Genomic DNA, 16,157 nt, shown 5'->3' with positions numbered 1-16,157 from the left:
ATAAATTAAAGTGAATTCAACAAACGAACATATCAACCCATTTGAAGTAAGCACAGGTTCAGCAAAACTTGGTCAATTAAAAGTTTTGGCACCAGTTCTTTTAGGATTGTTGATTATTACATTAATGATAGCAAAGAGTGGTTTGTTACCGGCTATTGGTTGTCTGGGACTTTTGTTTGTGTCTATTTTACTTTATAAATTATTCACAATTCCAAGACTAGGAATAATACTTCTTGTTATTCAAGGATTCCTTGTTATTGGATTATCTCGCTACGTGCCAGCACCACTTGGTCTAAGTATTGATGGTGTATTACTTATTTTATATCTCGCATTATTCTTTAAAGCTTTTGCGGAGAAAATAAAATGGAGTAAAGCAAAGTCGCATTTAACACTTTTAGTAGCGATGTGGTTCGGTTATATTATGTTGCAAATCGCCAATCCTGAAGCTCAAAGTGTAGCGGCATGGTTCTATGCAATGAGAGGATTAGGTTTGTACCAATTCTTGGTGATTCCTTTAGCATTTGTACTGTTTAACAAACCAAAAGACCTACAACTGTTTTTTATAGTATGGGGAGTTATGTCCTTATTAGGAACTATGAAAGGTCTTATGCAATTTACAATGGGTGTTGACCCATATGAGCAAGCCTGGTTAAATGCAGGGTCGTATAAAACACACATCTTATTTGGTAAGTTGAGAGTATTCTCTTTTTACTCTGATGCAGGTCAATTTGGTGCAGCACAAGGACATGCTGGTATCGTTTTCCTAATGCTAGCAGTATTTAGAAAAGCAGCCAGTATGAAGCTTAGAGCTTTTTATTTAACTGTTGGTGTATTAGGACTTTTCGGAATGCTTATTTCAGGAACCAGAGGTGCAATTTCTGTACCAGGAATGGCAGGTATCATGTACTTAATTTTAAGTAAAAATGTAAAGATGCTAACACTTGGTGCCATTTTTGGCTTGAGTGTATATGTCTTTTTTGCACATACAACATTAATGCATTCTAATCCGGAAATTAGAAGAATGCGTACAGCCTTTGATCCTAACGATGCATCATTACAAGTAAGATTGGCCAACCAACGTAAACTAAAATCGTATCTAGCTTCTAGACCAATTGGTGGTGGAGTTGGTGCTACAGGAAATTGGGGACAACGTTTTACACCACATACGTTTTTGGCAAACACTGCCACAGATAGTTGGTATGTGATGATATGGGCAGATACTGGTGTGGTAGGCTTGTGGTACTATTTATTTATGATGTTTTTTATACTCATCACAGGAGCCTACAATGTCATGTTCCGGATTAAGAATCAAGATCAAAAAATTATGGTCACCGCCATTACCTGCGGTTTTGCAGGTATTATGATGGCATCCTATGGTAATGGAGTCTTAGGACAAATGCCGACAGGAATAGTAATGTATTTATCTATGGTATTTATGTTTTCATCTAGACGATGGAAAGATGACTCAGCAATAGAAAATGAAAAAGAATTAACAGAACCTATCAAATCTATACAATAATTAAAACCTACAATTATGAATTTTAGAAATTTAAGTGATTTAAACCAAACCATCCTAAGAGGAATCCATATGATTCCTAGGGATTTTGACCTAATAGTAGGTGTGCCTCGAAGTGGAATGTTACCAGCTAATTTATTAGCACTGTATTTAAACTTACCATATACAGATTTACATTCTTTTATAAATGGTCATATTTATAAGGCTGGAGAGCGTGGACAATATTTTGACATTAAACAGTTTAAAAAAGTTTTAGTTGTTGATGACAGTGTGTCGTCAGGATCAGCAATGAAAAAATGTAAGGCAAGTTTAGCAGATTTAGAATCGCAGTTCGATTTAAAGTATGCCGCTATTTATGTATTACCAGGAAAACAAAATACTGTTGATTATTCGTTTGAAACTGTTGGTATTCCAAGATATTTCCAATGGAATATTTTTAATCATTCTACTTTAGATAAAGCCTGTTTTGATATTGATGGTGTATTATGTGTAGATCCAACTCCAGAGCAAAATGATGATGGGCCAAAGTATAAAGAGTTTTTACTTAATGCGACACCATTGTATATTCCAAAAGCAAAAATTGGTGCTTTAGTAACTTCTAGACTTGAAAAGTATAGAGAGGAAACAGAGATATGGTTAAAAAATCATGGTGTAAAATATGATAAATTAATTATGTTAGATCTACCTAATGCCAAAGCACGTCAAAAGGCGAATAATCATGGTGGTCATAAGGCAAATACCTACAAAGATTCTTATTACAATTTATTTTTTGAGAGTGAATTACACCAGGCGATTGAAATAAATAGAATTACTCAGAAGCCAGTATTCTGTACTCAAAATTTCCAAATGATTTTCAATTCACAATCATTAGCATATAACATCAAATCAGGAAAATACTTCCCGTTTTTAAGAAAAGCCGCGCTTAAAGTACGAGATACCATTCGTGGTTAATAAACTATTTAAAAACATTTAAAAGCAACATTATGGAAGCCCTAAACATTATCCTACTTATTATAGAATACGTCATATTTATATATTTCGGTTTTGCTAGCTTGTATGTATTTATATTTGCATTAGCAGGTCAATTCTACAAAGATCCATCATTTAAGAACTCAGGTGAGTTCAAAAAAATCGCAGTATTAATTCCAGGATATAAAGAAGATCAGGTAATCGTAAATGTTGCTAAATCTGCTTTACAACAAGATTACCCTTCAGACAGATATGATGTCGTAGTTATTGCGGATTCGTTTCAAGAATCAACTTTAGACCAATTAAAGGCTTTACCTATAAAGCTAATTGAGGTTAGTTTTGAAAAGAGTACCAAATCTAAAGCTTTAAATAAAGCAATGGCTCAATTAGGAGATGCTTACGATGTGGCTTTAATCTTAGATGCGGATAATATTATGGAGTCAGATTTTATCTCTAAAATGGATGAAGCATTTGCCAATGGTTGTACAGTAGTTCAAGGTCATCGCGTTGCTAAAAATGTAAATACATCGTTTGCAATTTTAGACGCAATAAGTGAAGAAGTAAATAATCACATATTTAGAAAAGGACATCGTAAATTAGGCTTATCAGCAAGTTTAATCGGATCTGCAATGGCATTTGATTATGCTTTTTTTAAAGATGTAATGGCAAACGTAAATGCTGTAGGAGGATTTGATAAAGAGCTAGAGTTTAAATTAATAAAAGATAAAATTATTCTTGAGTACATCAATGATGCTTACGTTTACGACGAAAAGATTCAACGTTCTAAAGATTTTCAAAATCAAAGAAGAAGATGGTTGTCTGCACAGTTTGTATACTTACGACGATACTTTTTACCTGGCCTAAAGGGTTTTTTACTACAGGGCAATGTAGACTTTATTGATAAGGTGTATCAAATGGTAACACCACCAAGAATACTGTTATTAGGTGTCGTTACTATCTTAACAGGTATCTACGCTTTATTGCAATTTGTATTTCCTGAGTTTGTCACAAATATAGAACCTACGTATTGGTATGTCGCATTTGGTTTAACTGTATTGGCATTTTTCCTTTCAATACCAAGAAAGTTTTATAATGCAGATACTTTAAAAGCTGCTATAACGTTACCAAAGGCTTTTTTCCTAATGTTCTTAATGCTCTTTAAATTAAAAGGTGCTAATAAGAAGTTTATTCATACGCAACACGGAACTTTAAACGATCAGAAATCATGAGAATAGGAATAGAAGGACAACGATTATTTAGGGTTAAAAAGCACGGTATGGATATGGTTGCTTTAGAGCTCATAAAGAACTTACAAAAAATTGATAAGGAGAACGAATATATTGTTTTTGTTAAGCCAGACGAAGATGCATCAGTATTAGAAGAAACAGACAATTTTAAAATCGTAGAACTTGAAGGTGGCATATATCCATTGTGGGAACAATTTGCTTTACCTAAGGCTGCAAAGGCGCACGGTTGCGACATTTTACATTGTACAAGTAATACAGCACCAATATTTAGTGATATTCCAATTATTACAACCTTACATGATATCATTTATTTGGAGAAATCTTATATGCAGATACTTAAAAGTAGTGCAACACCATATCAAAAATTTGGAAACGTTTATCGTAAGTTAATTGTACCAAGAGTTGTAAATAAGAGCAAGGAAGTCATTACAGTATCTAACTTTGAAAGAAAACGCATTTCTGAGTTCTTCGGCATGTCTGATAATAAATTATCTGCAGTTTATAATGGTGTAGGTAGCCATTTTAAACCAGTTACAGACCAAGCAGAACTTGATAGAGTAAAATCAAAATATAAGCTACCTGATTACTATTTCTTTTTCTTAGGAAATACAGATCCTAAAAAGAACACAAAAGGAACATTAAAAGCATATTCAGACTTTCTAAAAAATTCTGAAAAAGATTATAAACTAGTCATGTTAGATTATGATTTGGATGAATTAAAAAAGATGACCACTGAAATCGGTGATCCTGATTTAATAAACAATATCATCTTGACAGGATATGTAAAAAATACAGATTTACCGGCCATTTATACCATGTGCGAGGTGTTCTTATATCCTTCACTTAGAGAAAGTTTTGGAATTCCAATCTTAGAAGCCATGTCATGTGGTGTTCCAGTAATTACTTCAAATACATCTTCGATGCCTGAGATTTCAGGTAATGCAGGTTACTTGGTTGATCCATTTAATCCGGGTGAAATTACAGAAGGTATTGAGAAAATTTTATCTGACGGAAAGTTTAAAAATACTTTAATTGAGAAAGGTCTTGCAAGAAGTGAAAAATTCTCTTGGTATGCAATGGCGGAGCAAGTACTTGAGCTTTACAAGCAAATGGAATATCAACTTAAAGAGAAAGTCGTATGCTAAAGAATAAAAACATCATATGTATTTCTTATACCACTTGGGAAGGTGAGTACACTAAATCTACAGTACAGTTACTGTCGTTATTGGCATTTCATAATAATGTATTGTTCATTGAGTATCCAAGGACTGTTAAGGATCTGATTAATGGAATTAGAGGTAAAATCAATATTCCTGTTAAACGAATGCTTGGTTTAGAAAAAAGAGTACAAACTATTGAAGCAGATACTGGCGCAATGGTTAAGCATATGGTAATGCCGCCTGTTTTGCCTACAAATTCAATTAAAAATGAAGGTCTTTTAAATCTCTTTTATCGTTGGAATACAAAAATGTACAGAAGACAGATTAGAAAAATTCAGAAGAAGTTTAATCTAAAGGATTCTATCATTTTAACAGCCTTTAATCCTGTATACGGATTAGCAATGATTGGTGAATTAGATGAACATAAAAACATTTACTACTGCTACGATGGAATGGATTTAGATAGAAACAATGCTCGAACCATTGCGTTAGAAAAAGAATTCTGTAAAAAGGTAGATGGTATTATTACCACTTCAGAGTATTTAAACAACGAGAAAAAACAATATAATAGTAACTCAGTAGTGGTTAAAAATGGTGTGGATTACGACTTATTTGTGCCTTTTGCCAAGACAAAAGTGAATGATACAACTAAAAAGAAAGTTGGTTATACCGGATCAATCGATTACAGATTTGATGTTGACTTAGTAGAGTATGCAGTACAGGAATTACCTGATGTAACTTTTGAATTTACTGGTGGTATTATGAATCAACCAGTTGTGGATCGATTATCAAAATACGATAATGTTGTATTTAACCCAGCGGTGCATGCCTCTGAAGTACCTGATATAGTATCCAAATTTGATGTTGGAATTATACCTTATATAAAATCAGAAATAAATAAAAATATCTATCCACTTAAGATTAATGAATACTTAGCGATTGGAGTCCCAGTAATTATGACAGAGTTTGCTGTCCTTAAAGACTTTTATGGTATCGCTAATGTCATTGATACTCAGGAAGAATTTGTAAAACAGATTAAAGATCAGATTCAAAATGATTCTGAAGCATTGATAAAAAAAAGAATTGAATTTGCAAAGTCCAACTCTTGGGACAAACGAGCCGAATTATTTGGTTCTTATCTCAATCAATTTACCCAATAATATAGAAAAAAATAAAGCCCCAAAACCTACAACTTATGACAACTTTAGAATTAATCTTTTGGATCCTACTTTTCATAATATTTTACACCTATATAGGATATGGTATTGTGTTATTCGTAATGGTGAAAATTAAGCGTCTATTTAAGAAAAATTATGAAGACTTTAAAGATGATAAAGAACTCCCTGAAGTTACTTTATTAATTCCTGCATATAACGAAAAGGATTTTGTAAAACAAAAAATAGAAAACTCCTTGAGTTTGAATTACCCTAAAGATAAGTTAAAAATTGCATGGGTAACAGATGGTTCTAATGACGGCACTAATAAACTCATTGAGCAGTATGAAGGTGTTGGTGTTTATCATAAAGATGAACGAAAAGGAAAAATCAATGCCATGAATAGAGTTATGCCTTTTGTAGACACACCAATTGTTGTGTTTAGCGATGCTAATACAAACCTAGGAGAAGACTCTATAATGCATATTGTCAATTGTTTTAAAGATCCTAAGGTAGGTTGTGTTTCTGGTGAAAAACGAATTATTAGTAAAGAAGCAGATGCAGCTGCTGGTGCTGGTGAAGGGTTGTATTGGCGTTATGAATCTACGCTCAAAAAGTGGGATGCAGAATTATATTCTGCTGTGGGAGCTGCAGGTGAATTATTTGCCATTAGAACGGAACTATATAACGAAGTAGAACCAGATACTTTACTAGATGATTTCATTATCTCATTAAGAGTTGCTAAAAAAGGTTATACAATACAATATAATCCTGAAGCTTATGCTATAGAAACTGCTTCAGCTGATGTTGGTGAAGAATTAAAGCGTAAAATCAGAATATCTGCTGGAGGTATTCAATCTGTGATACGAATGAGATCGTTAATGAACATTTTTAAATACGGTGTATTGTCATTTCAGTACATTTCTCATCGTGTTCTAAGATGGACACTAACACCTTTGTGTTTAATTCTATTAATCCCAGTGTCAACCGCACTAGCCGTAAATGAAGGAATCTTTGATTTCGGATTCTATGCCACTTTATTCTGGTTACAAGTATTATTTTATATAGCTGCAGGTTTAGGTTGGATACTAGAAAATAAATCCCTTAAAGTCAAGGTGCTTTTTGTGCCATATTACTTTTTTATAATGAACTTATCTGTGGTTCTTGGTTTTTTCAGATTTATTAATAACAATCAATCTGTAAACTGGGAACGAGCAAAGAGAGCTGTATAACTAAAAATGCTAAAAAGATATGATGAAGACAGGATTAATTATAGTGTTTAACTCATTTGAGAATTTCAATCTCAAATCGCACTTCATTGACAGCATAAATAAAATCAAAGATGCTAAAGTCTGTTTGGTTTGTGCAAATCCGAATGAAGAAGCGTTTGAAGGTTTAGCCGAAATAGCAGATCAATGTGAGAATGCTAATGTGATAAATATTAAGAGGAATAAATCAAAAACCTCTTCGGTAAGAGCTGGTGCAAGGTTTCTTTCGAATAAATATAATTTAAAACACTTAGGTTTTATAGCAGAATTATCAGACTTAGAGATTTTAGAGGTTTTAAAAACTTATCTAAAAAGACAAGAAAAGATTGTGGCTTTAAATCAAGAAGAACAAAAAAATAAAGCAGTAAAACAGACGTTTTTTCAAAGTTTGTTTTCAGTACAAGAATACTTAAAAATCATAGCGTCAGGATCCATAATATAGTACCGCCAACCTGATGCATGTCCCTAATTTTAAGATGAAATTGAGATTTTACGATTCATCGATAGTAAAAAGTTATTTAACTATCGTGCGTGACGTAATATAGAAAAACGAATAAATAAGGTGTGAATGTAAGTTAATTTCACATTTTAAATGACCCAAATAAATAATTATACCAATGACAAAGCAAATATTAAAAGGACTATCGATTTTCTCTTTAGCACTTATTGTGTCTTGTGCTAAGCCAGATACTAGTGATTCGAATAACAACAATGATGATAATCCGGATGAGGTAAGTATTAATATACCTAATGGATTTGATTATAGCACCTATAAGACAGTTGAGGTGTCTATAAATGACAACTCAAATGCCATTTATGAGATTTTTATAACTTCTGAAGATGCTTACTTTGACGGTACCCAAACTTATTTAAATGAATCTGATGAAATTGTAACAGAGGATGTTTACAGGGATGATATAATTAACAAACAAGTGCTTAAAGGAGTAGCAAAGAATGGTGTTCTGGAACAAACTATTACTATTCCAAGTTATTGTACGCAGGTATATATTAGAAGAAACGAAAGCTTAAAGTTTTCTGGTGAGATGGTAAGCATAGTTAATAATGAGATTAATTATAATTTCATAGATTCATCTGGCAGAACTGCTGAGTTTGTTGGTAAAAGTGGTGTTGTTGATTATTTGTTCTGTGTTAATGGTGAAGGCGATTTATTTCAAGTAGATCCAACAGATGGTTCATATACATATTTGTCTGAAATGCCAATGGGTAGCTATACTGCAGCTATAGACCAAGTAAATTTGGTGATGTATTCTATTGGTAGATCTAGCCCATATCCGTTGATGAAGTACGATATTCAGACTGGCAACTGGACAACCATTGCTAATATGGGTTTCGGTGGACCAAGACTAGATTATAATATTAATGACAACTTATTATATTTTTCAAATAGAGATTATTTAAGAACAATTGACCCCCAAACAGGTCAAGTCTTAAATCAATGGGATGTCAATGGTCTTCATAATACAAATGGTGGTGATTTGAAATTTGATGAAAATGATGGAACACTTTATTTAGCATCCTTTTCAGGACTTTATAGATGTGAGTTTAATGGAACAAGTTATGATGCAATTAGGTTAAGTGCAGATAATTTACCATTTACACCAACCTCAATGACCATAGATTCTAATGGTGATTTATGGTTAGCGGATGCTATTAGTGATGCCAATTTAATAATAATGGATACTGTCACTGGTGGATGGGAATATATTTATGGTTCTAATGCTGGTAATGGTACAAACTTTGGAAGAAAAATAAACGATTTAACTACATTTAGAATATTCCCAGAAACACCAGATACGACAGATACCGATGGAGATGGAGTAGTAGATTCGCAAGATGCATTCCCAGAAGAAGCAGAAAAGGCCTTCGAGATATTTACACCAAGTAAATTTGGTACAGGAACCATAGCTTTTGAAGACTTGTGGCCGTCTTATGGCGATTATGATTTTAACGATGTTGCAGTCAACTATAAGGCAATTGCAATATTAAATTCTGATAATGAAGCCGTACAAATTGATTTTATTACAAAAGTAAAAGCAAATGGTGCGGGTTTTACAAATGGTTTCGGAATTGAACTCGAAGGAGTACCAAGTTCACTTGTAGAAAGTGTTACAGGTGCCGTTTATACACAAAATTATATTAATTTAAATGCTAATGGTACTGAAGCTAATCAACAGAATGCTGTCATTATTTTCACGGATGATCAAGATAATTTCTTAAATGAAACAACAATATCCGTAGTATTTACACAACCAATTACAACGGAACAATTAGGTGCAGCGCCATTTAATCCGTTTTTAATTAGAAATATGGAGAGAAGTAATGAAATACATCTACCATATGCAAATACTACAGATTTAGGTGGAAATATTCAAAATTTTAATGGCATTAATAGAGATCCTGACGGTAACTTTATTTCAGATACTGGTTTTCCTTGGGCAATTAGTGTTATTCACGATTTTAAAGTGCCTAAAGAGAATGTTAGAATTTATAATGCATATAATAGATTCAATGACTGGGCAACCTCAGGCGGTAACAACTTTGCCGATTGGTATAAAGATAATCCTGGTAACAGAAATTCAAACCTACTCAACGATTAAAATATAACCCCTAAAACCCTAGATTAGAGTTTAAGAATGCATTGTAATAGTGTAGGCTTAAACTCTTCTTTTTGCATTTCGTCGTAAGTTATTTGTATTTTATCGACATTTAATGTTCATGAATAGAATAATAATCACGGATGTAGGTTAAATGGTTAATTTTAAGTTGTTTACCGCCCTGAATTTAACCTAATACCTATGATCCGATTTAACTTAAAACCTCTCGTCTTATTACTTTTGGCATCTATAGTTTCATGTGCTAAACCAGATGTTAACGATTCAAGTAATTCTAATAGTGAACCAACCGAAGAAGTCATTAATATTCCTGAAGGATTCGATTACAGTACTTCACACGAAGTTACTGTAACAATATCAGATAATTCTAATGCTATATATGAGGTATTTGCTACCTCAGATATTGATTATTTTGTAGAAACGGTAACCTATGAAGATGAAGGAGGTAATACTGTTACAGAAGACATCTACAGAGATGACATAATCAACAAGCAAGTCATGACAGGTATTGCTGTAGATGGTACTTTAGTACAATCTATTACATTACCTAAATATTGCGATAAAGTTTATATCCGAAGAAAAGATAATCTTCAATATTCTGGGGAGATGGTTGATGTTATAAATAATCAGATTAATTATACATTTCAAGAATCAACAGGAAGAACCGCGGCTATAGCAGCTAAAAACGGTGTTATAGATTATTTTTACTGCGTCAATGGTTATGGTAATTTGTTTCAGGTAGATCCATTAGATGGATCTTATACTTTGCTTTCAGAAATGCCTATGGGTAGCTGGACAGCTGCGATAGATCAAGATAATAAAGCTCTGTATTCTATTGGTTATGCATATCCACATCCATTGATGAGATATGATATTGAAACGGATGAATGGACCATAGTTGATAACCTCTATGGTGGTGGCCCAAGACTAGAGTTCAATAGTAATGATGGTTTATTATACTTTTCTACACACAATGTAATATATACTATTGATCCAAATAATGGTGATGTGCTTCAAGGATTCTATATTGAAGGATTGCATTATACTGGTGGTGGTGATTTAGTTTTTGCTGATGATGGTACTTTATTTTTATGTACTCATGGTGGATTATACAGATTAACATTAGATGCTAATAATGTTTATCAAAGTGAAAGAATTAGTGCTGAAAGTTTACCTTTTAGTCCAACGTCATTAACTTTTGATTCTAATGGAGACCTATGGCTTGCGGGTAATGATCTTGATGGCAATTTAATTATAATGGATACTGTAACAGGCAGCTGGCAATATATCTATGGTGTTAATGCTGGTAATGGTACAAATTTTAATAGACCAATAAGCGATTTAACCACATTTAGGATATTCCCTGACACACCAGATACAACTGATACGGATGGTGATGGAGTAGTTGACTCTCAAGATGCTTTTCCAACTGAAGCTGAAAAAGCATTCGAAATATTTACGCCAAGTAAATTTGGGACAGGAACTATAGCTTTTGAAGACTTATGGCCTTCTTACGGCGATTATGATTTTAATGATGTTGCCATCAATTATAAAGCTATAGCTGTTTTAAATTCTAATAATGAAGCAGTACAGATAGATTTTATTACTAAGGTTAAGTCTAATGGAGCAGGTTTTACAAACGGATTTGGAATAGAGTTAGAAGGTGTTCCAAGCTCTTTAGTGGAAAGTGTTACAGGTGCGGTTTATACACAAAACTATATAGAGCTTAATGCTAACGGCACTGAAGCTAATCAACAGAATGCTGTTATCATCTTCACCGATGATCAAGATAACTTTTTAAATGAGACTACTATTTCTGTTGTATTTACCCAACCAATAAGCACTTCTCAACTTGGTACTGCACCATTTAATCCATTTTTAATTAGAAATATGGTAAGAAGTAATGAAATACATTTGCCATATGGAAATAGTACAGATTTAGGTGGTAATATTCAAGAATTTAATGGTGTTAATAGAGATCCAGATGGTGACTTTATTTCTGATACTGGCTTTCCTTGGGCTATTAGTGTAATACACGATTTTAAAGTGCCTAAAGAAAATGTTAGAATTTATAATGCTTATAACCGTTTTAACGATTGGGCGACTTCAGGAGGAAATAGTTTTGCTGACTGGTATAAAGATAATCCAGGAAACAGAAACTCAAACCTGTTAAAGAATTAGAGTAGAGGTATTTATTACTTCAAAAGAAAGAGTTTAAGTATTCAACATTTTTGAAACCTTAAACTCTTTTTTTCATTCGTCGAAGGATTATTGCATTTCGACTACACAAAAAAAACTTATAAAGAATTTTGGAATTAATTTTAGATAAATTGATTTATCTTACATTGCCTACCGCTTGCGTTTAGTTGATTATTCGAACCCTACAAGCTTGGCAGATTCCAAGAAGAATAGTAACTAAAGTTTAATTGAGACGAATAAATTATTCGTTTTGGATTTAGAATATTAAATAAATAAACTAAATAATAACCCCCAAATCTCAAAAGCAATGGCACTACAAATTAACTTAAGGAATGGTGTGTGTATGATTGAAGGATCAATCAACACAACGACTGCCAAAATGTTTAAAAGTCACGTTAAAGCATTAATGGATAAAATTGGAAATGTAACCATTAACATCGATAATGTTAAAGAAATAGATGTTACTGGTCTATCTGTTTTAAGAGAGTTTTATCTTAATCATAAAAACAGCAAAGGCGCATTTAGCATTACAGGAAATGGTTGTAAAGAAATCTATCACGATTTTAAGACATACGGTATTGCTTAATATCATGTTAACCCTTACCTCTTATTTCGCCTACAAATAAGAAGAATTCAAATCCACGATTAATAATTGTGGATTTTTTTTAGGTCTTAGGTTACGCATTGAAAAAATAGTTCTATTCTTGGGTTACATAATTTTCTCATCATGAATGTTCTCAACCATTTGAAAAAAAGAAGTAATACTACATGTGAACTTTGTTCCAATAATGATAGTTTATCCCATTATCTCATTCCACCATCATTAAACGAGAATGTTGATAATTCTGTTTTAATATGTAAAACATGTAAAGATCAAATCGAAGAAAAGCAAAAGATGAACCCTAATCATTGGCGATGTTTTAATGATAGTATGTGGAGTGAATATACTGCTGTTAAAATAATGTCATGGCGAATGTTACAGAGATTGAGGAATGAAGGTTGGTCACGAGATTTATTAGATATGATGTATTTAGAAGAAGAAGCTTTAATACTTTCGCGTGCTACCGGTGAAGACGAAGATGAGGAGCATAAAGTCATTCATAGGGACATAAATGGTGTCACATTAAATTCTGGTGATAATGTCGTTTTAGTCAAAGGCCTATAAGTAAAAGGCACTAGTATGGTTGTAAAGCAAGGAACCACAGTCAGAAATATTAGGTTAGATAGGGAAAACGCTGAGTATATAGAAGGCAAAGTAGGCGCACAACATATTGTGATAATTACCAAATATATAAAGAGAGTTTAACTATTTTTTTGTTACAAAAAGTAAAACTTAATGAAGTTATAAATACTAAAAATAAATATCTGCCAGTAACTAAATCATAAAGAGTTATTATAGTAAGTACAACCTTCGAACAACATTATATTGATACTTTATAAGGTATTAAAGATTTAGTTTTCATTGAATTAAAGCCTATTTTTTTACGAATAGAAAGCTTTACTATCGTCGAATGAGGTTTCTGAGTGCTTATCGATATAAAAATGTATTCTAACGACTAACTTTTTTAGTCCATCGATTTAATAATTTTTAAGTCTTGTTAAAATTTAAATTAGGGTAAATAATAGCGTATAAAGTCCCATGTTTACTGAAAAACTTAAGGCAATGGTTTATCACCAGCCAAGTAAAATTAGAGGGAATTCATTCGAAGATGAAGAGGCTGGTGATAACGTTGTCGTTTAAATAGAGTAGGCACCGATTTTTCCCTAAATAACTAAAGATTAATTAATAATCTTTATCCGTTTATCGATTAAATTTCACTTCTAAAACGCGTCAACTAGCAAAATTACCTTTTATCTAATATTGCAATTATCTGAAAATCAGACATTGTATATTTGAGTACCCTCGGTTAATAACCACAAATTTACTGATTGATAGCCTAATTAAATTAAATAATATTATTTGTTATGGAATTACAAATTACAAATCACAACAACCGCTTCGAGATTAAAGGTGCTTTAAATAAGAGGAATCTCAAAACTTTCAAGTCATTTTTCACGAATATTTTCGACCAACTCGATACAGTAATTGTTAATATTGAGCAAGTTGAAACTATAGATAGAGATGGGGTAATGGCTTTAGCTAGATTACATAATGAATCTATTACAAAGTCAAAACAACTGTCTATTACGGGATTGGGTTGTAAAGAGTTGTATGATCATTTCAAATCTGAAGAAGGTACTGCGGCAGCATAATAAAATATGGAACAGTTTAGTTTAAATTAAGTAATTCTAAGTGTTTCTGATAAGTATTAGCTCAATAGATTAAAACTTTAAGAAGCACTTTTTGTTTAACAAGACATATCCGCAACTATCTTCCATTCGTTATCTATCAATTTAAAGATAATCATAAATACACCTTCTGCATTACCAATTTCTCTCTTTAGGTGATATTCACCCATTACCCAATAACTGTCATTTTCAATTTTTGATATATCATTTATGACAAAATTAAGTGTACCACTTTCAGCTATTGAGGGATATCCTTTTTTGTAATTCGCTAACGTTTTATTCCAGCCAAGTGTTAAACCATTACTGCCATAAAACTTTAATTGATCACTTTTCCAATAACCCTCCATAAAGCCTTCTAGGTCTTGATTATTCCATGCCTTTTCTTGTTGTTCTAGAACTAGTCTAATACCTGCTTCAGCTGAAACGTTATCTGTGGATGAAGAAAGATTGTCAGAGTTAAAGTCGGTTCTTATACTTATACAACTCGTAATTAGAAATAGAAAAGCTATGATTCTTGTATGTCTCATGAGATTGAATATTTAATTCATTCTTAAAAATAAGAACAATTGTCTAAAGCACACCTTTCTGTTTGTTTAAAAACGCATCAGCTTGGTGTTGCATTAGTATTCTTGCTTTATCACGTTTATAATTGATAACCTGGTCTTCATCAGCAATCTCGGTATATATGCGATTATTAATATCGTTATCCGTTTTCACAAGAAGTTTTCGCTCTGCAACCTGTTGTTGTGTCCAGGCTTTTATTTTCGTTTCCTGATCTTCTAGTTTAAAGTCAAACTCACCTTTTGGCGATAATAACTTCGCGATTATTGGTGATGTTTCAATGGCTAGAAACAATAAGAATATAAAGAATGAAGGTAACGAAGGTAATTTGTTTAATGCGTTTACTCTAGCCATTAAACCATCAAAATTATCTATAATTGGTTGCGAATTGGCAACATTAGTTTTATAGTTGCCTTGTAATGTTAGAATTTCATTTTCTAAAGTCGAAATTTTAGCTTTATTATCTGTTTTAAGTTGTTGTAATTCAGCAAGAGCTGCGTCGTGCTTTTCTCTTTTTTCTTTATAAACAGGACCTTTACCTAATTTCATGGTGCCAGATGTACCTTCAGCTTCTGTAATGTAAGTATTGTATAAAGCATTGACTTCAGTTTCTTTTTTGTCAATTTGAGATTGTAAACTCAAAATCTGGCTTTCTAATTCCGCTATTTTCGGATTGAATTGTTCTGCAATCTGAGTTTGATTAGCCAATGTTAAATCATTCTTTTGCTCCAATAAAACTTGATTGATTTCTTTTTCAAAAATCTTTAATTCTAAAGGTTTTGAAATCACTACCGCAATAATTATAGCTAAGAAAATACGTGGTGTTGCTTGAAGTATTTCATCTAATATACTATCTCGTTTTCTTATAGTAGAAACAATGAAACGGTCTAAATTAAAAATAAGTAAGCCCCAAATAAGTCCAAAAAATATGGAAGTGTATAAATTATCAAAAACAGTATATAACGCGTAACTAGACGCAATAGTTGCCATTAAAGCTGTAAAAAAAACTGTAGCACCAATGCCAGCATATTTGTTTTGTTCTCCAATAGAACAATCATTTAAAATATCGGTATCAGCACCAGAGCACAGAATAAAGAATTGTTTTAACATAATGAACGTTTTTTGATTGATTGACTGCCGTAGCAGATTTGATATTGACTA

The 16,157-nt window shown here is 32.4% G+C and carries 13 protein-coding genes and 1 pseudogene; 12 read left to right on the top strand and 2 right to left on the bottom strand.

The window, feature by feature from the left end; translation table 11 throughout:
- Positions 1 to 10 precede the first annotated feature (10 nt).
- The 12 genes and pseudogenes from HRU50_RS10140 (at position 11) to HRU50_RS10085 (ending at position 14,399) form a co-directional block, all read left to right on the top strand.
- The gene (locus HRU50_RS10140; RefSeq protein ID WP_296350833.1) at positions 11 to 1,519 is read left to right on the top strand and encodes a hypothetical protein; all 1,509 of its coding nucleotides are present in this window, start codon (positions 11 to 13) and stop codon (positions 1,517 to 1,519) included.
- A gap of 15 nt (positions 1,520 to 1,534) precedes the next feature.
- The gene (locus HRU50_RS10135) at positions 1,535 to 2,467 is read left to right on the top strand and encodes a phosphoribosyltransferase family protein (RefSeq protein ID WP_296350831.1); all 933 of its coding nucleotides are present in this window, start codon (positions 1,535 to 1,537) and stop codon (positions 2,465 to 2,467) included.
- Positions 2,468 to 2,499: 32 nt separating this feature from the next.
- A complete protein-coding gene (locus tag HRU50_RS10130) occupies positions 2,500 to 3,714 on the top strand; it encodes a glycosyltransferase family 2 protein (RefSeq protein ID WP_296350829.1) in 1,215 nt (404 codons plus the stop codon).
- Positions 3,711 to 4,877, top strand: a complete 1,167-nt coding sequence (locus tag HRU50_RS10125; RefSeq protein WP_296350827.1) for a glycosyltransferase family 1 protein — start codon at positions 3,711 to 3,713, stop codon at positions 4,875 to 4,877. The genes HRU50_RS10130 and HRU50_RS10125 overlap by 4 nt, the downstream gene beginning before the upstream one ends.
- Entirely contained in the window at positions 4,871 to 6,052 is a 1,182-nt protein-coding gene (locus HRU50_RS10120; RefSeq protein WP_296350825.1) for a glycosyltransferase, read from the top strand. The genes HRU50_RS10125 and HRU50_RS10120 overlap by 7 nt, the downstream gene beginning before the upstream one ends.
- Positions 6,053 to 6,087: 35 nt before the next feature.
- A complete protein-coding gene (locus tag HRU50_RS10115; protein ID WP_296350823.1) occupies positions 6,088 to 7,278 on the top strand; it encodes a glycosyltransferase family 2 protein in 1,191 nt (396 codons plus the stop codon).
- Positions 7,279 to 7,297: 19 nt separating this feature from the next.
- Complete coding sequence (locus HRU50_RS10110) at positions 7,298 to 7,756, top strand: hypothetical protein (RefSeq protein ID WP_296350820.1); 459 nt, start codon at positions 7,298 to 7,300, stop codon at positions 7,754 to 7,756.
- A 175-nt stretch (positions 7,757 to 7,931) separates the two neighbouring features.
- Positions 7,932 to 9,932, top strand: a complete 2,001-nt coding sequence (locus HRU50_RS10105) for an LruC domain-containing protein (RefSeq protein WP_296350818.1) — start codon at positions 7,932 to 7,934, stop codon at positions 9,930 to 9,932.
- A gap of 198 nt (positions 9,933 to 10,130) precedes the next feature.
- Complete coding sequence (locus HRU50_RS10100) at positions 10,131 to 12,128, top strand: LruC domain-containing protein (RefSeq protein WP_296350815.1); 1,998 nt, start codon at positions 10,131 to 10,133, stop codon at positions 12,126 to 12,128.
- A gap of 325 nt (positions 12,129 to 12,453) precedes the next feature.
- Positions 12,454 to 12,732 (top strand): STAS domain-containing protein, encoded by a 279-nt coding sequence (locus tag HRU50_RS10095; RefSeq protein ID WP_296350813.1) that lies wholly within the window; start codon positions 12,454 to 12,456, stop codon positions 12,730 to 12,732.
- A 141-nt stretch (positions 12,733 to 12,873) separates the two neighbouring features.
- Positions 12,874 to 13,452 (top strand): annotated as a pseudogene (locus tag HRU50_RS10090) (PhnA domain-containing protein).
- A gap of 659 nt (positions 13,453 to 14,111) precedes the next feature.
- Positions 14,112 to 14,399, top strand: coding sequence for an STAS domain-containing protein (locus tag HRU50_RS10085; RefSeq protein WP_296350811.1), 288 nt, complete (start codon positions 14,112 to 14,114; stop codon positions 14,397 to 14,399).
- Positions 14,400 to 14,494: 95 nt separating this feature from the next.
- On the opposite strand, the gene HRU50_RS10080 is transcribed toward HRU50_RS10085, so the two are convergent.
- Entirely contained in the window at positions 14,495 to 14,962 is a 468-nt protein-coding gene (locus tag HRU50_RS10080; RefSeq protein WP_296350809.1) for a nuclear transport factor 2 family protein, read from the bottom strand.
- Between the two features lie 43 nt (positions 14,963 to 15,005).
- Positions 15,006 to 16,106 (bottom strand): DUF4407 domain-containing protein, encoded by a 1,101-nt coding sequence (locus tag HRU50_RS10075; RefSeq protein WP_296350807.1) that lies wholly within the window; start codon positions 16,104 to 16,106, stop codon positions 15,006 to 15,008.
- Between the last annotated feature and the right edge of the window lie 51 nt (positions 16,107 to 16,157).

This window comes from Winogradskyella sp. (assembly GCF_013213835.1).
Taxonomy (GTDB): domain Bacteria; phylum Bacteroidota; class Bacteroidia; order Flavobacteriales; family Flavobacteriaceae; genus Winogradskyella.
The sequence above is the reverse complement of the archived record's forward strand: the minus strand, read 5'-3'. Positions and strand labels throughout refer to the sequence as shown.